At 61.5% G+C, this 16,720-nt stretch carries 15 protein-coding genes; 7 read left to right on the top strand and 8 right to left on the bottom strand.

Annotation, left to right across the window (positions count from 1 at the left end; genetic code table 11):
- Nucleotides 1-385: 385 nt before the first annotated feature.
- From emhC to emhA, 3 genes are read right to left on the bottom strand one after another with little or no spacing between them, the layout of a single operon-like run.
- Nucleotides 386-1,846 carry an efflux RND transporter outer membrane subunit EmhC gene (gene emhC / locus KVQ82_RS23190; RefSeq protein ID WP_108181911.1) on the bottom strand — a complete coding sequence of 487 codons (1,461 nt, stop codon included), beginning with the start codon at nt 1,844-1,846 and terminating at the stop codon, nt 386-388.
- Nucleotides 1,843-4,992 (bottom strand): efflux RND transporter permease subunit EmhB, encoded by a 3,150-nt coding sequence (gene emhB, locus KVQ82_RS23185; RefSeq protein WP_041070495.1) that lies wholly within the window; start codon nt 4,990-4,992, stop codon nt 1,843-1,845. Before emhB ends, emhC begins: the two co-directional genes overlap by 4 nt.
- 3 nt (nt 4,993-4,995) lie before the next feature.
- Nucleotides 4,996-6,150 (bottom strand): efflux RND transporter periplasmic adaptor subunit EmhA, encoded by a 1,155-nt coding sequence (gene emhA, locus KVQ82_RS23180; RefSeq protein WP_041070493.1) that lies wholly within the window; start codon nt 6,148-6,150, stop codon nt 4,996-4,998.
- 267 nt (nt 6,151-6,417) lie between these two features.
- Here emhA and emhR point away from each other — a divergent pair, with 267 nt between their 5' ends.
- The gene (gene emhR / locus KVQ82_RS23175) at nt 6,418-7,050 is read left to right on the top strand and encodes an efflux system transcriptional repressor EmhR (protein ID WP_008080104.1); all 633 of its coding nucleotides are present in this window, start codon (nt 6,418-6,420) and stop codon (nt 7,048-7,050) included.
- A 217-nt stretch (nt 7,051-7,267) separates the two neighbouring features.
- Here emhR and KVQ82_RS23170 read toward each other — a convergent pair whose 3' ends face one another.
- Genes KVQ82_RS23170 through KVQ82_RS23160 form a run of 3 tightly spaced genes read right to left on the bottom strand, consistent with a single transcriptional unit; the run spans nt 7,268 to nt 9,840 of the window.
- Nucleotides 7,268-8,317 (bottom strand): alkene reductase, encoded by a 1,050-nt coding sequence (locus tag KVQ82_RS23170; protein WP_108181913.1) that lies wholly within the window; start codon nt 8,315-8,317, stop codon nt 7,268-7,270.
- Between the two features lie 30 nt (nt 8,318-8,347).
- Nucleotides 8,348-9,514, bottom strand: coding sequence for an MFS transporter (locus tag KVQ82_RS23165; protein WP_003222434.1), 1,167 nt, complete (start codon nt 9,512-9,514; stop codon nt 8,348-8,350).
- Between the two features lie 5 nt (nt 9,515-9,519).
- Nucleotides 9,520-9,840, bottom strand: coding sequence for a helix-turn-helix transcriptional regulator (locus tag KVQ82_RS23160; protein ID WP_003222436.1), 321 nt, complete (start codon nt 9,838-9,840; stop codon nt 9,520-9,522).
- A gap of 169 nt (nt 9,841-10,009) precedes the next feature.
- Between KVQ82_RS23160 and KVQ82_RS23155 the strand changes: the two genes are divergently transcribed.
- Nucleotides 10,010-10,588, top strand: a complete 579-nt coding sequence (locus tag KVQ82_RS23155) for an ACP phosphodiesterase (protein ID WP_222016091.1) — start codon at nt 10,010-10,012, stop codon at nt 10,586-10,588.
- 125 nt (nt 10,589-10,713) lie between these two features.
- Here KVQ82_RS23155 and KVQ82_RS23150 read toward each other — a convergent pair whose 3' ends face one another.
- Entirely contained in the window at nt 10,714-11,505 is a 792-nt protein-coding gene (locus KVQ82_RS23150) for a 1-acyl-sn-glycerol-3-phosphate acyltransferase (protein ID WP_222016089.1), read from the bottom strand.
- Nucleotides 11,505-12,260: an L-ornithine N(alpha)-acyltransferase gene (gene olsB, locus KVQ82_RS23145; RefSeq protein WP_007963187.1), complete on the bottom strand. Its 756-nt coding sequence runs from the start codon at nt 12,258-12,260 to the stop codon at nt 11,505-11,507. Before olsB ends, KVQ82_RS23150 begins: the two co-directional genes overlap by 1 nt.
- A gap of 153 nt (nt 12,261-12,413) precedes the next feature.
- Between olsB and KVQ82_RS23140 the strand changes: the two genes are divergently transcribed.
- From KVQ82_RS23140 to KVQ82_RS23120, 5 genes are all read left to right on the top strand, one after another.
- A complete protein-coding gene (locus KVQ82_RS23140) occupies nt 12,414-13,295 on the top strand; it encodes an acyl-CoA dehydrogenase family protein (RefSeq protein ID WP_222016087.1) in 882 nt (293 codons plus the stop codon).
- A gap of 137 nt (nt 13,296-13,432) precedes the next feature.
- Nucleotides 13,433-14,512, top strand: coding sequence for a serine hydrolase (locus tag KVQ82_RS23135; RefSeq protein ID WP_222016085.1), 1,080 nt, complete (start codon nt 13,433-13,435; stop codon nt 14,510-14,512).
- The gene (locus KVQ82_RS23130; protein WP_222016083.1) at nt 14,509-14,814 is read left to right on the top strand and encodes an amidase; all 306 of its coding nucleotides are present in this window, start codon (nt 14,509-14,511) and stop codon (nt 14,812-14,814) included. Before KVQ82_RS23135 ends, KVQ82_RS23130 begins: the two co-directional genes overlap by 4 nt.
- A gap of 143 nt (nt 14,815-14,957) precedes the next feature.
- Nucleotides 14,958-15,548 carry a YceI family protein gene (locus KVQ82_RS23125; RefSeq protein ID WP_222016081.1) on the top strand — a complete coding sequence of 197 codons (591 nt, stop codon included), beginning with the start codon at nt 14,958-14,960 and terminating at the stop codon, nt 15,546-15,548.
- 1 nt (nt 15,549) lies between these two features.
- Nucleotides 15,550-16,707, top strand: a complete 1,158-nt coding sequence (locus KVQ82_RS23120; RefSeq protein ID WP_041070472.1) for a phosphatidylserine/phosphatidylglycerophosphate/cardiolipin synthase family protein — start codon at nt 15,550-15,552, stop codon at nt 16,705-16,707.
- Nucleotides 16,708-16,720: the final 13 nt, after the last annotated feature.

Below are 16,720 nucleotides of genomic sequence, written 5' to 3'. Positions count from 1 at the left end.
TTGGGGCGAGCACGACATTGCAGATCAGGAATGGAGCGGCGGCGATCAGCCGGGCGGGGCAGGGCGCGGGAGCATGGTATCGAACCTGTTGTTATTGGTTTTGTGGAGCGAATGGTGCGGGGGGCGGATGTTTTGATTCAATTGGTAAAAGCGGGTTCTGGGCGATTATCGAACGCAAGATTCAGTTGGATTTCAGGGTGCCTGTGAAGGCCTCATCGCTGGCAAGCCAGCTCCCACAAGGATCTTCAGTGAACACATATTTTGCGGACCCCTGAAAACCTGTGGGAGCTGGCTTGCCAGCGATGGGGCCAGTGCAGGCACCTAAACTTTTCCTGAGGCAACAAAAAGCCCACCAATCGGTGGGCTCCTTGTATTCAACCGATGATCAGAACAGCTTCATCTTCGGTGCTTCTTCTTTCAGCGGTTCGTTCTGCGCGGTCTGCGCATTCCAGCCACCACCCAGGGCCTTGTACAGGTTGACTGCACTGGTCAGCTGCGCGAGGCGGTCGGTGATCAGTGCCTGTTGCGCGCTGAACAACTGACGCTGGGCGTCGAGGAAGGTCAGGTTGCTGTCGACACCGATGCGGTAACGACGCTCGGCCAGGCGGTAGTAATCCTGGTTGGCCGCGACGAAGTCACGCTGCGCTTGCAACTGCTCGGTGTAGGTCTGGCGTGCGGCCAGGCCGTCGGCGACTTCCTGGAAGGCGGTCTGAATCGACTTCTCGTAGTTCGCCACGCCAATGTCCTTCTGGATCTTGGCGTAGTCGAGGCTGGCGCGCAGGCTGCCGGCGTTGAAGATCGGCAGGTTGATCTGCGGCTGGAACAGCCATGTGCCCGAACCACCTTTGAACAGACCGGACAGGTCCGGGCTCAGGCTGCCCGCATTGGCGGTCAGGCTGATGCTCGGGAAGAACGCTGCACGGGCGGCGCCGATGTTGGCGTTGGCCGCTTTCAGGTTGTACTCGGCTTGCAGGATGTCCGGACGACGTTGCAGCAGATCCGAAGGCAGGCCGGCCGGTACGTCGCTGAGCAGATCATCCGACAGCGGTTTGGCCGCTTGCAGATTGGCCGGGATGCCGGTGCCGAGCAGCAGGGTCAGGCTGTTCTCGTCCTGAGCCACCTGACGGGTGTACTTGGCCAATTGTGCCCGGGCGTTTTCCACCGAGGTGCGCGACTGCGCCAGGTCCAGCGCCGAGGCCACACCGACTTCGTTGCTGCGGCTGGTCAGCTTGTAGCTTTCTTCGAAGGCACCGAGGGTGTCTTGCGTCAGCTTGAGCAGTTCCTTGTCGGCCTGCCAGGTCATGTAGGCGTTGGCCACACTGGCCACCAGACTGATCTGGGTGCTGCGACGCGCTTCTTCGGTGGCGAAGTATTGTTGCAGCGCTTGTTCGCTCAGGCTGCGCACCCGACCGAACAGGTCGAGTTCGTAGGCGCTGATGCCGACGGTCGCGGTGTAGGAGCTGCTGATGTTCGCTTCACCGGTCTGCGACGCACGGGCCGGAACCCGCTGACGACTGCCGCTGGCATTGGCCGAAACCGCCGGGAACAGATCCGCTCGCTGGATGCGGTATTGAGCCGCATAAGCGTCGATGTTCAGCGCCGCGACACGCAGGTCGCGGTTGTTTTCCAGTGCCACCTGGATCAGCTGCTGCAGGGCCGGATCATGGAAAAACTGCTTCCAGCCCTGCTCGGCAGCGGCTTGCGCCGGCGCCTGGGCCGGCGAATAGGCCGGCCCTTGCGGGTACTGACCTGCGACAGGAGCCTCAGGCTGCTGATAATCGGGGATCAGCGAGCAACCGCTCAGCACGAAGGCGGCGACTGCGATGGAGAGTAGCGACTTGCTCATTGGCCAGCCTCTTTAGGAGTTTCAGTCGTCTCGTCCGGATCGGCGATTTTGCGCTGGCCCATGGACGAAACCGTGACGAAGAACAGTGGGACCCAGAAGATCGCCAGGATCGTGGCCGTGAGCATACCGCCAATCACGCCGGTACCGATCGCATGCTGGCTACCCGAACCTGCACCCGTGGAGATCGCCAACGGTACTACACCGAGAACGAACGCCAGCGAGGTCATGATGATCGGTCGCAGACGCATGCGGCACGCTTCGATCGCCGCATCGCGCAGACTGCGTCCTTGCTCGTGCAGCTCTTTGGCGAACTCGACGATCAGAATGGCGTTTTTAGCCGCAAGACCGATGGTCGTCAACAGACCCACCTGGAAGTACACGTCGTTGGACAGCCCGCGCAGGCTGGTGGCCATCAGCGCGCCGATGATCCCCAGCGGTACCACGAGCATCACGGCGATCGGAATCGACCAGCTCTCGTACAGCGCCGCCAGACACAGGAACACCATCAGCAGCGACAAGGCATACAGCGCTGGCGCCTGCGAGCCGGACAGCCGTTCCTCATAGGACAGACCGGTCCAGGAGATACCGACACCGGCCGGCAGCTTCTTGGCAATCGCTTCGACTTCGGCCATCGCTTCGCCGGTGGAGTAACCCGGCGCCGGAGAACCGAGGATCTCCATCGCTTCCACACCGTTGTAGCGCGCCAGTTTCGGCGAACCGTAGATCCACTCGCCCTTGGCGAATGCGGAGAACGGCACCATGGTCCCGGCGCTGTTGCGCACGTACCACTTCTTCAGGTCTTCCGGGCTCATGCGAGCGCCAGCCTGACCTTGCACGTACACTTTTTTCACCCGACCGCGGTCGATGAAGTCGTTGACGTAGCTACTACCGAAGGAGATCGACAGCGTGCTGTTGATGTCGGAAATGCTCACGCCCAGGGCGCGGGCCTTCGCATCGTCGATTTCCAGGTGGTATTGCGGCTCATCGTTCAGACCGTTCGGACGCACCTGGTAGAGCACCTTGCTCTGTGCAGCCATGCCGAGGAATTGGTTACGCGCTTCCATCAGTTTTTCGTGACCGATACCGGCGCGGTCCTGCAGGAACACGTCGAAACCGGTCGCGTTACCCAGCTCCAGTACCGCTGGCGGGGCGAAGGCAAACACCATCGCGTCGCGGAAGCTGAAGAAGTGCTGCTGGGCGCGCTGGGCCAGGGCAAACACGCTGTTGTTCGAATCACGCTCGTGCCACGGCTTGAGCATGATGAACGCCAGACCCGAGCTCTGCCCACGACCGGCGAAGTTGAAGCCGTTCACGGTGAACACCGAGGACACCGCTCCCGCTTCTTTCTCCAGCAGATACGAACGCATTTCGTCGATCACGACCTGGGTCCGTTCGGCACTGGAACCCGCCGGGGTTTGCACTTGGGCGAACAGTACGCCCTGGTCCTCTTCCGGCAGGAACGCAGTCGGAATGCGGGTGAACAGCCAGATCATGCCGACCACGATCAACAGGTAGGCCAACAGATACGGCGCCTTGCGCTGCAGGATGTTGCCGACGCCGCGCTCGTAGCTGCGCACGCTGCGGTCGAAGTTGCGGTTGAACCAGCCGAAGAAGCCTTTTTTCGGCGTGCCGTGCTCGCCTTTCGGGATGGCCTTGAGCATGGTCGCGCAGAGCGCCGGGGTGAAGATCAGCGCAACCAGCACCGACAGGGCCATAGCCGAGACGATGGTGATCGAGAACTGACGGTAGATCACACCGGTGGAACCGCTGAAGAACGCCATCGGCAGCAATACTGCCGACAGCACCAGGGCGATACCGACCAGAGCGCCCTGGATCTGACCCATGGACTTCTTGGTCGCTTCTTTCGGTGACAGGCCTTCTTCGGCCATCACCCGCTCGACGTTTTCCACCACGACGATGGCGTCGTCCACCAGCAAGCCGATGGCCAATACCATACCGAACATGGTCAGGGTGTTGATGCTGAAACCGGCAGCCGCGAGGATGCCGAACGTGCCGAGCAATACCACCGGCACGGTCATCGTGGTGATGACGGTGGCGCGGAAGTTCTGCAGGAACAGGAACATCACCAGGAACACCAGCGCGATCGCCTCGACCAGGGTTTCAACCACACCCTTGATCGATTCGGTCACCACTGGCGTGGTGTCGTACGGGAACACCACTTCCATGCCTTGCGGGAAGAACGGCTTGAGTTCGTCAATCGTCTTGCGCAGCGCCTTGGCGGTGTCGAGGGCGTTGGCGCCGTTGGCCAGTTTGACCGCCAGACCGGACGACGGCTTGCCGTTGAACTGCGCCGAGATGGTCGAGTTTTCACCACCCAGGCCGACGTCGGCGACATCGCCGATGTGCACTTGCGAACCGTCCTGGTTGACCTTCAGCAGAATCGCCTTGAACTGCTCGGCAGTCTGCAGACGGGTCTTGCCGATGATCGTGGCGTTCAGTTGCTGGCCTGGCAGCGCCGGCAAGCCGCCGAGCTGACCGGAAGACACCTGAACGTTCTGCGCCGAGATCGCGCTGCTGACATCAGCCGGGGTCAGGTTGTACTTGTTCAACTTGGCCGGATCGAGCCAGATGCGCATCGCGTACTGGGCACCGAAGACCTGGAAGTCACCGACACCGGCAGTCCGCGAGATCGGGTCCTGCATGTTCGACACGATGTAGTTGGACAGGTCGTCCTTGGTCATGCTGCCGTCACGCGATACCACGCCGATCACCAGCAGGAAGTTCTTCACTGCCTTGGTCACGCGGATACCCTGTTGCTGCACTTCCTGCGGCAGCAGCGGGGTGGCCAGGTTCAGCTTGTTCTGGACCTGAACCTGCGCGGTGTCGGAGTTGGTGCCTTGCTCGAAGGTCGCGGTGATGGTCATGCTGCCGTCGGAGTTACTTTCCGAGGACACATAACGCAGGTTGTCGATACCGTTGAGCTGCTGCTCGATCACCTGGACCACAGTGTCCTGCACCGTTTGCGCCGAAGCGCCCGGGTAGGTCACGGAGATCGCGATGGCCGGCGGTGCAATGCTCGGGTACTGGTTGATTGGCAATTTCAGGATCGATAGTGCCCCGACCAACATGATCACCAGGGCGATTACCCAGGCGAAAATCGGACGGTCGATAAAAAATTTCGACATGAGTTACTCCCCTTTGCCGCCGGCGGCTTTGTCAGCTGCTTGAGCGGGGGCCGGGTTCTTGGCTACGTTGGTCGCTTCGGTCGGGTTGACCTGGGCACCTGGGCGAACGTATTGCAGGCCTTCGGTGATCAGACGATCGCCGGCTTTCAGGCCATCTTCGATCAGCCACTGGCTGCCGACGGTGCGGCTGGCCTTGAGCTGACGCAGCTCGACCTTGTTGTCCGGGCCGACAACCAGTGCGGTCGGGGTGCCCTTGAGGTCACGGGTCACGCCTTGTTGCGGCGCCAGAATGGCCGCGGCGTTGACGCCGGCCTGCAACTGGGCGCGGACGAACATGCCGGGCAGCAGGGTGTGATCCGGGTTCGGGAACACGGCGCGCAGGGTCACGGAACCGGTCGTTGGATCAACCGACACTTCGGAGAATTCCAGTTTGCCGTCGAGCTTGTACTGGCTGCCGTCTTCCAGGGTCAATTTGACCGCTGCCGAGTTGTCGCCAGCCTTCTGCAGGCGACCGCTTTCCAGCTCGCGGCGCAGTTCCAGCAGTTCAACCGAGGACTGGGTGACGTCGACATAGATCGGGTCCAGTTGCTGGATCGTCGCCATCGCGTCGGCCTGACCATTGCTGACCAGCGCACCTTCGGTCACCGCAGAACGGCCAATACGACCGGAGATCGGCGCGTAGACCTTGGTGTATTTCACATTGATCTGCGCGCTTTGCAGCGACGCTTCCGATTCCATGCGGTTGGCCACGGCGGTGTCGTATTCCTGACGGCTCACGGCCTGCTCGTCGACCAGTTGCTTGTAGCGGTCGGAGATCGACTTGGTCGAACGCAGATTGGCTTCGGCGCTTTTCAAGGTCGCTTCATAGACTGCCGGATCGATCTGGTACAGCTGCTGACCGGCTTTGACGTCGGCGCCTTCCTTGAACAGGCGCTTGAGAATGATGCCGTTGACCTGTGGCCGGACTTCAGCGATGCGGTACGCACTGGTGCGCCCCGGCAGTTCCGACGTGAGGGTGAACGCTTGTGGTTGCAGGGTGACGACGCCGACCTGAGGAGGCGGAGCGGCCGGGGCCGCTTCTTCCTTTTTACATCCGCTGAGCAGCGATGCCAGGGCGACGGCAGTGACCAGAGCGGTAACAGCTGGCTTGAATTGCATGAAGATCCTCGGGTCAGGCGCGCAAAATGCGCACAAGAAGTGTGGAAGGGTAAAAAAATCGGGTCGGGTGGATAAGTAGCTTGCTAAGGAATATACTTACGTTCATGGTTGTTTGTAAATAGCTTGGCGTCGTACCCACCCTGTTACAAAATGCGTCGCAAGGTTTGAAATTGTAGGCCGGGGAGCCGATTCGTGAGAAATCGGCCCCCTCTTTATTCAGCGGATATTCAGCCATCCCTGAAACATCCTGTTTGAGGTTTTACTGCCATGGTCCGTCGTACCAAAGAGGAAGCTCAGGAAACGCGCAGCCAGATTCTCGAAGCGGCCGAGAAAGCGTTTTATGAAAGGGGCGTGGCCCGCACGACCCTGGCGGATATCGCGACAATGGCCGGCGTTACGCGCGGTGCCATTTATTGGCACTTCAGCAACAAGGCCGATCTGGTGCAGGCGATGCTCGACAGCCTGCACGAACCGCTGGATGAATTGGCCAAGGCCAGCGAGAGCGAGGATGAACTCGATCCGCTGGGGTGCATGCGCAAGCTGTTGATCCATCTGTTCCATCAGGTTGCCCTGGATCCGAAGACCCGTCGCATTAACGAGATTCTGTTTCACAAGTGCGAATTCACCGATGAAATGTGCGATCTGCGCCAGCAGCGCCGCACGGCCAGTCTCGATTGCAATCTGCGCATCGGACTGACCCTGCGTAATGCGGTCAATCGCGGCCAGTTGCCGGAAGATCTCGACACTGCCCGCGCGGCCATCAGCATTCATGCGTATATCGATGGCCTCCTGTATGGATGGCTATTGGCGCCGGACAGCTTTGAGCTGCATGCCGAGGCCGAGCGTTGGGTCGATACAGGGTTGGATATGCTGCGCCTGAGCCCCAGCCTGCGCAAATGAAACAAAATGCGTAATTGACACAGGTTATGTCAATTGGCCTGCTTTTACAGACGCCCGAACCGCGAGTTTAAACGTAGCGAGCTACGGATTTTGTAGGGATTTTGTGTCGTCCCTGTGAACGAATGTTAGCTGCCCCGTACCGGACGCCCAAGAAAAAGCCCCCGGCTCTCACGAGTCGGGGGCTTTTGCGTTTCGGCTGCTTTGTACTGAATAACGTTTACAGCGTCGGGTAGTCGATGTAACCGACCGGGCCCTTGCCGTAGAACAGCTCTGGGCGCGGATCGTTCAGCGGGGCATCGGCCTTCAGGCGCGCCGGCAGGTCCGGGTTGGCAATGAACGGTACGCCGAACGCCACGGCGTCAGCCTTGCCTTCAGCCAGCCACGCATTGGCGCTGTCTTTGGTGAAACGCTCGTTGGCGATGTACGCACCGCCGAAAGCTTCTTTGAGCTGTGGACCGAGGCTGTCGGCGCCTTCTTTCTCGCGGGAGCAGATGAAGGCGATGCCACGTTTGCCCAGCTCGCGAGCCACATAAGTGAAGGTCTCGGCCAGATTGTCGTCGCCCATGTCGTGGGAGTCGGCGCGGGGTGCCAGGTGCACGCCGACACGGCCGGCGCCCCAGACGTCGATCGCCGCGTCAGTCACTTCCAGCAGCAGGCGCGCACGGTTCTCCAGGGAGCCGCCGTAGTTGTCGGTACGCTGGTTGGTGCTGCTTTGCAGGAACTGGTCGAGCAGGTAGCCGTTGGCGCCGTGGATTTCCACGCCATCGAAACCGGCGGCTTTGGCGTTCTCGGCGCCGGTACGGTAGGCGTCGACAATCTCGGCGATTTCAGCGGTTTCCAGCGCGCGCGGGGTCGGGTAGTCGGCCAGTGGGCGCACCAGACTGACGTGACCTTTGGGCTGGATGGCGCTCGGCGCGACCGGAGCTTCACCGTTGAGGTACGACGGGTGCGAGATGCGGCCGACGTGCCACAGTTGCAGAACGATCTTGCCGCCGGCAGCGTGCACGGCTTTGGTCACGTTGGTCCAGCCGCGCACCTGGTCGTTGGACCAGATACCCGGGGTGTCCGGGTAGCCGACGCCCATCGGCGTCACCGAAGTGGCTTCGGACAGGATCAGGCCAGCCGACGCGCGCTGTACGTAGTATTCAGCCATCAGCGCGTTCGGCACGCGGCCTTCGTCGGCGCGGCAGCGGGTCAGCGGAGCCATGATGATGCGGTTGGACAGCTCGAGGTCGCCCAGTTTGATCGGATCGAAAATAGTTGCCATGTGTACAACCCTCGTCAGTGAAGTGGTTAATCAGTGGGTAGCAGGGGCCAGGCCGGCATCGCCGTTCTGACGGAAAGTGATCAGGGTCACCAGCAGCGCGAGCACGGCCAGCGCGGCGGCGGCCAGGGGCACGCTGGTCAGGCCGAAACCGTGGGCGATAACGCTGCCGCCGACCCAGGCGCCCAAGGCGTTGCCGATGTTGAAAGCGCCGATGTTCAGGGTGGACACCAGATTCGGGGCCGCCTTGCCAAAGGTCACCACGTTGACTTGCAGCGCCGGGACGGCGGCAAACGAAGCGGTGGCCCAGAGGAACAGGGTGATCTCCGTCGGGATCAGCGCGACGCTGGTCCAGCTCAGCACGGTGGAAACCACCGCCATCGCCACGAACACGCCGATCAGGGTGGCGCCGAGACGCTTGTCCGCCAGTTTGCCGCCAATGATGTTGCCCACCGTCAGACCGAGGCCGATCAGCAGCAGGGTCCAGGTCACGCCTTTTGGCGAGACACCAGTGACATCACCGAGCAGCGGCGCGACGTAGGTGAAGAGGGTGAACATCGACGCGGCGAACAGTGCGGTCATGCTCAGCGACAGCCAGATGCCGGCGCCTTTGAGGGCGGCGAGTTCGGCGCGCATGTCGAGTTTTTCCTCGTCACGTTTGGCCGGCAGGAAGCGGATCAGACCGATCAGCGCCACGACACCAATCACGGTCACCGCCCAGAAGGTCGAACGCCAGCCGGCTTCCTGACCCAGCGCCGTGCCCAGTGGCACGCCAAGCACGTTGGCCAGGGTCAGGCCGGTGAACATCAGCGCCACGGCGGATGCGCGCTTGTTTGGCGCGACCAGCCCGGCAGCTACCACAGAACCGATACCGAAGAACGCACCGTGGCACAGCGCGGTGACGACACGGGCAAACATCAGCACGTTGTAGTCACTGGCGATGGCACACAGCAGGTTACCGACGATGAAAATCCCCATCAGCGCTACCAGTGCGGCCTTGCGTGGCAGTCTGGCGGTGGCCAGTGCCATGAACGGCGCACCGATGGCCACGCCCAGGGCGTAACCGGTCACCAGCCAGCCGGCGCCGGGAATCGACACACCGAGGTCGGCCGCCACATCGGGCAACAAACCCATGATGACGAACTCGGTGGTGCCGATGGCGAAGGCACTCAAGGCCAGGATGAGTAGCGAGAGGGGCATTTGAATCAATTCCTTGTGGGAGCGCTGAGCTCTTTGACGATGGCGTCGAGGAACGCCTGGATCACGTCCTCGTTGCGTTTGAAGAAGTGCCACTGGCCGGCTTTCTGGCTGCTGATCAGGCCTGCACGTTGCAGGGTCGCCAGGTGGGCGGAGACGGTCGACTGCGACAGGCCGCAGCGTTGATCGATCTGCCCGGCGCAGATGCCGTACTCGTGGTTGTGAATCTGCTCAGGAAACTGGGCTTTGGGGTCTTTCAGCCAGATAAGGATGTCTCGCCGTACTGGGTGTGCCAGGGCTTTTATTATTTCGTCGAGGTCGAGGTTCATGGCTTTGTGCTCGTGATGTGTAGCGCTATATCGCGATGAGGCGAACTTTAAATCGGTATTTCGCGATATACCAATATGAATTTGATCTGACGTCCGCATAAATCGGTATATCGGGTTATAACGATACGTGTGTTGTAACGATGAAAGCGCGCAGTGCTAAGCTGCGCCCATGAACTATCTCGCACATTTACACCTCGGAGGCCAGCTCCCCGAGCAATTACTCGGCAGTCTGTATGGCGATTTCGTCAAAGGACGCCTGCAAGGGCAATTTGCGCCGCAGATCGAAGCGGCGATTCAGCTGCATCGGCGGATTGATGTGTTCACCGATCGCCACCCCGTGGTGGACATCGCCCTCGGGCGTTTCACCGCGACCCGGCGGCGCTACGCGGGGATTGTCCTCGATGTGTTTTTCGACCATTGCCTGGCGCGGGACTGGACGCTGTACGCCGATCAGCCGCTGGAGGACTTCACCCGCGACGTGTACCGGGTGCTGTCGAATGAACGGCAATTGCCCGAACGCCTGGCGAAGATCGCACCGCACATGGTTGCCAATGACTGGTTGGGTTCGTATCAGGCGTTTGAAGTGCTGGAGCAGGTGCTGCGCGGGATCTCCCGGCGCCTGACCCGGCCGGAGGAACTGGCGATGGCGATGCAGGAGTTGCGGTGTTTGTATGAGCCGCTGAGTGAGGATTTCGCGTTGTTCTACCCGCAATTGCAAGACTTCGCACAATCCTCAACAACACCCTGAATCCCTGTGGGAGCTGGCTTGCCAGCGATGGCGTCGGCACATTCAACATTCGTGTCGGCTGGTCTACCGCTATCGCTGGCAAGCCAGCTCCCACAGGGGCCGAGGGTGATTTTAGCGGTTGTATTTCAGGCGGCGATGGCCGGGCGCATCGGGGATTTTTGCTTTTCCGGAATCGCGCCAAACAACGCCTTCTGCACCGCCTGCTGCGCTTCGAACGCCAGTGCCGCACGCTCGCGGCCCTGACAGGCGATCGGCTTGAGCAGATGCACTTCGACATCGGCGCAATCATTGCTGAACAGCCGCATCAGGTGCGACAGCAAATCATCGTCACCAATGAACGGCGCCAACGCGTCGATTTCGCCATTGCGCAGATAACGGATCGCCACCGGTTGCAGCATCACCTCCGAATCAATCGCCGCCGACAGCAGGCGACCATGAAAGGTGCGCAGCGAGCGGCCATCGGTGGTGGTGCCTTCCGGGAACATCAGCAACGGATGTTGCGTTTGCAGGTGACGGGTCATCTGTTTGCGGATCAACTGGCTGTCGCCCGAGCCGCGACGGATAAACAGACTGCCGGCCTTCGCCGCCAGCCAGCCGGCCACCGGCCAGGTGCGCACTTCGGCCTTGGACAGAAACGACAGCGGCGTGAGCATGCCCAGCAGCGGAATGTCAGTCCATGACACATGATTGCTGACCCACAGCATCGGCTGCTGCGGCAACTCGCCGTGCACCGTTACGCGAAAGGGCAGGGCATTGCTCAAACGTGCCATGAAGAAACGCGACCAGCGCTGCCGACGTTGCATCGAGTGCGCCAGGCCCAGACGTTCGAATATGTCGAACACGCTGGCCATGGTCAGGCCCAGTGTCACCACCAGCAGCACTCGCGCGATTCGCGCGTACACCCGCAGCCGGCTCATCACACGGCCGCCTTGAAGTGCTTGGCGTAACGCGGGCAGAGTTCGTCGCGCTTGAGCAGGATGAACACGTCGGCGACCTGGAAGTCTTCGTCCCAGCACGGCTCGCCGCAGATCTTCGCGCCCAGGCGCATGTAGGCCTTGAGCAGCGGTGGCATTTCGGCGATCACGTTCGACGGAATGTCCAGCGACGGCAACGGATTCTTCGGTTCGGCGCGCAGGTGTTCGGTGCACAGGTAGCGTTCGCGCAGACGCTGCATGATCGCGTGAGCCTGCACGCCGCCGTCCTGCATCGGGATGCTCGCGCAACCCATCAGGTAGCTGTAGCCGCCCTGATTCAGCACTTCGGCCAGTTCACCCCAGAGCACGGCGATGGTGCCGCCGTTGCGGTAGGCCGGATCGACGCAGGTACGGCCGATTTCGAGGATCGGACCTTGCAGGTGCGCCAGGCCATGCAGGCTGAATTCTTCTTCGCTGTAGAACTTGCCCAGGCTGCTGGCGGCGGTGTGATCGAGCAAGCGGGTGGTGGCGACCAGACGCCCGGTGTTCAGGTCACGCACGCCGATGTGGCTGCAGTGAACATCATAGTCATCCATGTCCAGACCCAGTTCCGCGCCTTTCAGCTTGGCGTTGAATTCGCCGCTGAAGACGCTGAAGCGCAAGGCCTGGGCTTGCTGCAAGGCCTCGGCGCCGATCAGGCGTTCGGCTTGCAGGCGGCGTTCATTGCCGGTGTCGCTGATGCGGGCGATCTGAGTCATTTGAATCTCCGTACGGGCCTTGAACCCGTCGTGGGTTGCAGCCGATCGACTTTCTTTATGCAGCCATGTTGTGCAAAGTCAGGCTATGTAGCCCCGGTGTCATCACCGTGAACGTTTGGTGATGCTTGTATGACAGCCCTCAAGGAGCCTCTTATGCCCTGGCCCAGCCTGCTCGAAAGCCATGAACGCCTGCCCGCCGTGACTGATCTGGCGGAAGGTTTCGCTACCTTGCTGCATCAATTGGGCAACGTGACGCCGTTCGAACTGGCGGTGGCCGGAGGGCGGCGCATGGCGACGCCGGGGCTGGCGTTTCTGGTGGGGTATCAGGCGGCGTTGCGCATGCTTTGGCCGAGCGCGCCGCCGAGTCTTGGCGCGTTGTGTGCGACCGAACAGCGCAGCCTGCGCCCGGCGGACATGCAGACCCGGCTCAGCGATTTGCGCTTGAGCGGGCGCAAGGATTTCGTCACCGCCGGGGACGCGGCGGACTGGCTGTTGATCGCCGCGCGCAGTGAAGAGCCCGGTGAAAAACCGCGTCTGAGTCTGGCGGTGGTCTATCCCGGCGAGCCCGGCGTGCGTGTGGAAAAGCTCCCGGCGCTGCCGCTGATGCCGGACATCAGCCACGGTCGTCTGCACCTGGACGGCGCGTTGTGCGAGTTGCTCGCGGGGGATGGCTGGGATGCTTATGTGAAGCCGTTCCGCAGCCTGGAAGATGTCTATGTGTTGAGCGCGATGACCGCGTGGCTGTATGGCGTCGGTCAGGACAGTGGCTGGTCGCAGCCGCTGCTGTTGCGTTTGCTGGCGCTGCTGGCCGGCTGTGCGGAAGCGAGTCGCCAGCCGCCGAACAATCCGGCCGGACACGTGTTGCTGGGCGGGTTGTTTGCGCAGTTTGATGCGCTGAAGAACGAGATCGATCAGGCGTTGGCCGAGGGCAACCCGGAGTGGGCGCAGATGTGGCAGCGTGATCAATCGGTGATGCAATTGGCGGCCGCCGCGCGGGCCAAGCGCTTGGCCAAAGCCCTGCACATTCCGCTGTAGGAGCTGCCGCAGGCTGCGATCTTTTGATCTTTAAATGCACAATCAAAAGATCGCAGCCTGCGGCAGCTCCTACAGTGATCGGGAGATTGTCATTTTTCTGGGCCATGATCTTTGCACCCGTCCGTTGAGATTTTTCCATGATCAAAGGCCTGTCCCTGTTCCTGCTGCTGATCAGCTTCACGGTCCAGGCCGAGCAATGGCCGGATGAACAATGGCCAACGGGCGCAAAAAACAGTGGCGCAGCAGTCGAGGCATTAGAGGCCTATGCCTTCCCACCCCGCGACGACGACACCCGCCAGGGCATCCGCACCGACGCCTTGCTGGTCATTCGCGACGGTCAGGTTATCTACGAACGCTATGCCGGTCCGACCCGTGCCGAAACCCCGCACCTGACCTGGTCGATCAGCAAGAGTCTGATGGCCACGGTGCTTGGCGTGGCGTATGGCGAAGGCTTGTTCAAACTGGATGATCCCGTTTCAAAGTTTTATCCGGCGTTGGAAAAACACCCGGCGATCACCATGGCGGACCTGCTGCACTGGGCTTCCGGTCTGGACTGGCAGGAAGATTACGAATACGCCCCGCTGAAATCCTCGGTGGTGGCGATGCTCTACACCCGTGGGCAGCGCGACATGCCCGCGTTCACTGCCGATCACGACGCCTACGCGCCGCCGGGGCAGGCGTTCCGTTATTCCAGTGGCGACAGCAATCTGCTGGCGGCGGCGCTGAAGAACATGGTCGGCCCCGAGCGTTATCCCGACTATCCGTGGACGGCGCTGTTCGAGCCGTTGGGCATTCGCCATGCCGTGTGGGAAACCGATGCCGGCGGCACGTTTGTCGCGTCCTCTTACGCGTATCTCACCGCCCGTGATCTGGCGCGGGTTGGCCTGTTGATGCTGCGCGACGGACGTTGGCGCGACCGGCAATTACTGCCCAAGGATTGGGTGGCCTTCAACCGAACTGCTTTTACCGGCTACAAGGCGCATCAGGACGAAGCGGTGCCCGGCGGCCAGTGGTGGCTCAATCGCCCGGCGGATGGCGCCGCCGCGCCATGGCCCGACGCGCCGTCCGACACCTTCGCCGCCCTCGGTCATTGGGGGCAGGCGCTGTATGTGGTTCCCAGCGAGAACCTGCTGATCGTGCGTTACGCCGATGACCGCGACGGCAGCTATCGCCACAACGAATTGCTCAAACGCGTGCTCCAGGCGGTGCAGCCATGAAGCTGTTGAAGCGGGTGTTGCTGCTGGCGCTGATCGTGCTGCTCGGCTGGATCTGGCTCGAACGCGACAATCTGTGGGCGTTCCCCGACATCATCAGTGCGTACACGGCCAAGGAATATTGTTCGTGTCGCTACGTGATGAACAACCAGGCTGAATATTGTCGGGGTTATGTGAAACAGTGGCTGCCGACCAGCGGTTTTACCGATGACAGCGCGAGCAAAACCGTCACCGTCAGTGGCATGGGCCGCAGCAATCGCGCGCAGTGGCTGGGTGAACGGCAAGGCTGTCGTTTACAGCCTTGAAAGATCGCAGCCTGCGGCAGCTCCTACAGGTTTTGCATTCCTTGTAGGAGCTGCCGCAGGCTGCGATCTTTTGATCTTGATGTTTGCAATAAACCTATGGGCGGTTAATGTTCGTGCAGGTTTATCGCCCCCACGAGTATTCAATGTTCAACCGCTCCCTCTATACAGCCTTCGCCAGTCTGCTGCTGGCCGCCGCCGCGCTGCCGGCGCAGGCCAACTGGTATCTGGATGGCGAGTCGTCGCGGCTGTCGTTCGTCAGCACGAAAAACGCCCACATTTCCGAAGTGCAGCGCTTCCTGGTGTTGCACGGCAAGGTCGATCCGGATGGCCGCGCCGAAGTCGAAGTCGAGCTGGATTCGATCAACAGCGGCATCCCCCTGCGCGACGAGCGCATGCGCAAGGAGCTGTTCCAGATCGAGCAATTCCCCGAAGCGACCATCAGCACCCGGATCGACCTGCGCCCGATCAACGATCTGGCCCCCGGCGCGCAGCTGGAATTGCGTTTGCCACTGACCGTCAACCTGCACGGCAAGCAACATGAATACCCGGCGCAGTTGCTGGCAACCCGCCTCGATGACCGGCGTTTTCAAGTGGTGACCCTGGAACCGCTGGTGATCAACGCCGAGGATTTCGACCTGGTGCCGGGCCTGGAAACCCTGCGTAACCTCGCTGGCCTGTCGGCCATCAGTCTGTCGGTGCCGGTGGGTGCGGTGCTGATTTTCACGGCGCGCTGACATGCGCGGCGCGGTGTTCCCGTGGCGGGACGGCAACCGCTTCGAACTGTTGATTGACGGCCCGCAATTCTTCCCGCGCATGCTGGTGGAAATTGCCCGCGCCGAAGAACAGGTCGAACTCGAGTTGTATCTGGTGGAGGCGGGCGCCTGCGCCGAAGCCGTGGTGCAGGCGCTGGTGCAGGCTGCCGAGCGCGGGGTGCGGGTACGCTGCCTGTTCGATGACTACGGCAGCCTCGCGTTTACCCTGCACCTGCGTCAGCGCCTGATCAAGGCCGGGGTTGAACTGCGTTTTTACAATCGCCTGAGCTGGCGGCGTTGGGTCGGCAACTTTTATCGCGATCATCGCAAACTGTTGCTGGTTGATCAGCGTCTGGCGGTGGTCGGCGGCACGGGTGTCACCGATGAGTTCTGGACGCCGGGTCAGGACAGCAGCGAATGGCATGAAGTGATGGTGGAAATCAGCGGTCCGCTGGTGCTCGACTGGCAAGTGCTGTTCGACCGTCAATGGATCGCCAATCGCCATCGTCGGGCCTGGAAACCTTCGGCGCATGTCGGCCTGCCACGCTTGCCCAAGGTTCCGGACATGGGCGAGGGCATGGGCCGCGTGGCCTACGCCGATGCCCGCCAGCATCGCGACATTCTGCAGTCGCTGTTCCGCGCCTTGAACAGCGGACAGAAACGCATTTGGATGGCCACGCCTTACTTCCTGCCGACCTGGAAAATCCGCCGCTCGCTGCGCAAGGCCGCTGCCCGGGGTGTCGACGTCCGATTACTGCTGACCGGGCCGCGCACCGATCACCCGTCGGTGCGTTACGCCGGGCATCGCTACTACCCGCGCCTGCTCAAGGCCGGGGTGCAGATCTTCGAGTATCAGCCGTGTTTCCTGCACCTGAAAATGGTGCTGGTGGACGAGTGGGTGAGCATCGGATCGTGCAACTTCGATCACTGGAATCTGCGCTTCAATCTGGAGGCGAATCTGGAGGCACTGGACCCGTCGTTGACGGCAGCGGTGGTGCAGAGTTTCGAGAAGGACTTCGGCCTGAGTCAGCAGGTCAGTCTGGAGGAGTGGCAGCGCCGGCCGCTGTGGCGGCGGGTGAAGCAGCGGATCTGGGGCTGGGTGGATCGGCTGGTGGTCAACATTCTCGACAGACGCGGATAAGGCAAAAGCAAGA

The sequence above is a fragment of the Pseudomonas sp. AO-1 genome (assembly GCF_019775695.1).
GTDB lineage: Bacteria > Pseudomonadota > Gammaproteobacteria > Pseudomonadales > Pseudomonadaceae > Aquipseudomonas > Aquipseudomonas parakoreensis.
This window is presented reverse-complemented; position numbering and strand designations above follow the sequence as displayed.

Bases quoted from the DNA above. Each gene is read 5' to 3' on its own strand.
- KVQ82_RS23170 (WP_108181913.1), bottom strand. From the start codon at position 8,317: ATGGCAACTATTTTCGATCCGATCAAACTGGGCGACCTCGAGCTGTCC.
- KVQ82_RS23125 (WP_222016081.1), top strand. From the start codon at position 14,958: ATGTTCAACCGCTCCCTCTATACAGCCTTCGCCAGTCTGCTGCTGGCC.
- olsB (WP_007963187.1), bottom strand. From the start codon at position 12,260: ATGACTCAGATCGCCCGCATCAGCGACACCGGCAATGAACGCCGCCTG.
- emhR (WP_008080104.1), top strand. From the start codon at position 6,418: ATGGTCCGTCGTACCAAAGAGGAAGCTCAGGAAACGCGCAGCCAGATT.
- emhC (WP_108181911.1), bottom strand. From the start codon at position 1,846: ATGAGCAAGTCGCTACTCTCCATCGCAGTCGCCGCCTTCGTGCTGAGC.
- KVQ82_RS23150 (WP_222016089.1), bottom strand. From the start codon at position 11,505: ATGAGCCGGCTGCGGGTGTACGCGCGAATCGCGCGAGTGCTGCTGGTG.
- KVQ82_RS23160 (WP_003222436.1), bottom strand. From the start codon at position 9,840: ATGAACCTCGACCTCGACGAAATAATAAAAGCCCTGGCACACCCAGTA.
- emhB (WP_041070495.1), bottom strand. From the start codon at position 4,992: ATGTCGAAATTTTTTATCGACCGTCCGATTTTCGCCTGGGTAATCGCC.
- KVQ82_RS23155 (WP_222016091.1), top strand. From the start codon at position 10,010: ATGAACTATCTCGCACATTTACACCTCGGAGGCCAGCTCCCCGAGCAA.
- KVQ82_RS23165 (WP_003222434.1), bottom strand. From the start codon at position 9,514: ATGCCCCTCTCGCTACTCATCCTGGCCTTGAGTGCCTTCGCCATCGGC.
- KVQ82_RS23120 (WP_041070472.1), top strand. From the start codon at position 15,550: ATGCGCGGCGCGGTGTTCCCGTGGCGGGACGGCAACCGCTTCGAACTG.
- KVQ82_RS23130 (WP_222016083.1), top strand. From the start codon at position 14,509: ATGAAGCTGTTGAAGCGGGTGTTGCTGCTGGCGCTGATCGTGCTGCTC.
- KVQ82_RS23135 (WP_222016085.1), top strand. From the start codon at position 13,433: ATGATCAAAGGCCTGTCCCTGTTCCTGCTGCTGATCAGCTTCACGGTC.
- KVQ82_RS23140 (WP_222016087.1), top strand. From the start codon at position 12,414: ATGCCCTGGCCCAGCCTGCTCGAAAGCCATGAACGCCTGCCCGCCGTG.
- emhA (WP_041070493.1), bottom strand. From the start codon at position 6,150: ATGCAATTCAAGCCAGCTGTTACCGCTCTGGTCACTGCCGTCGCCCTG.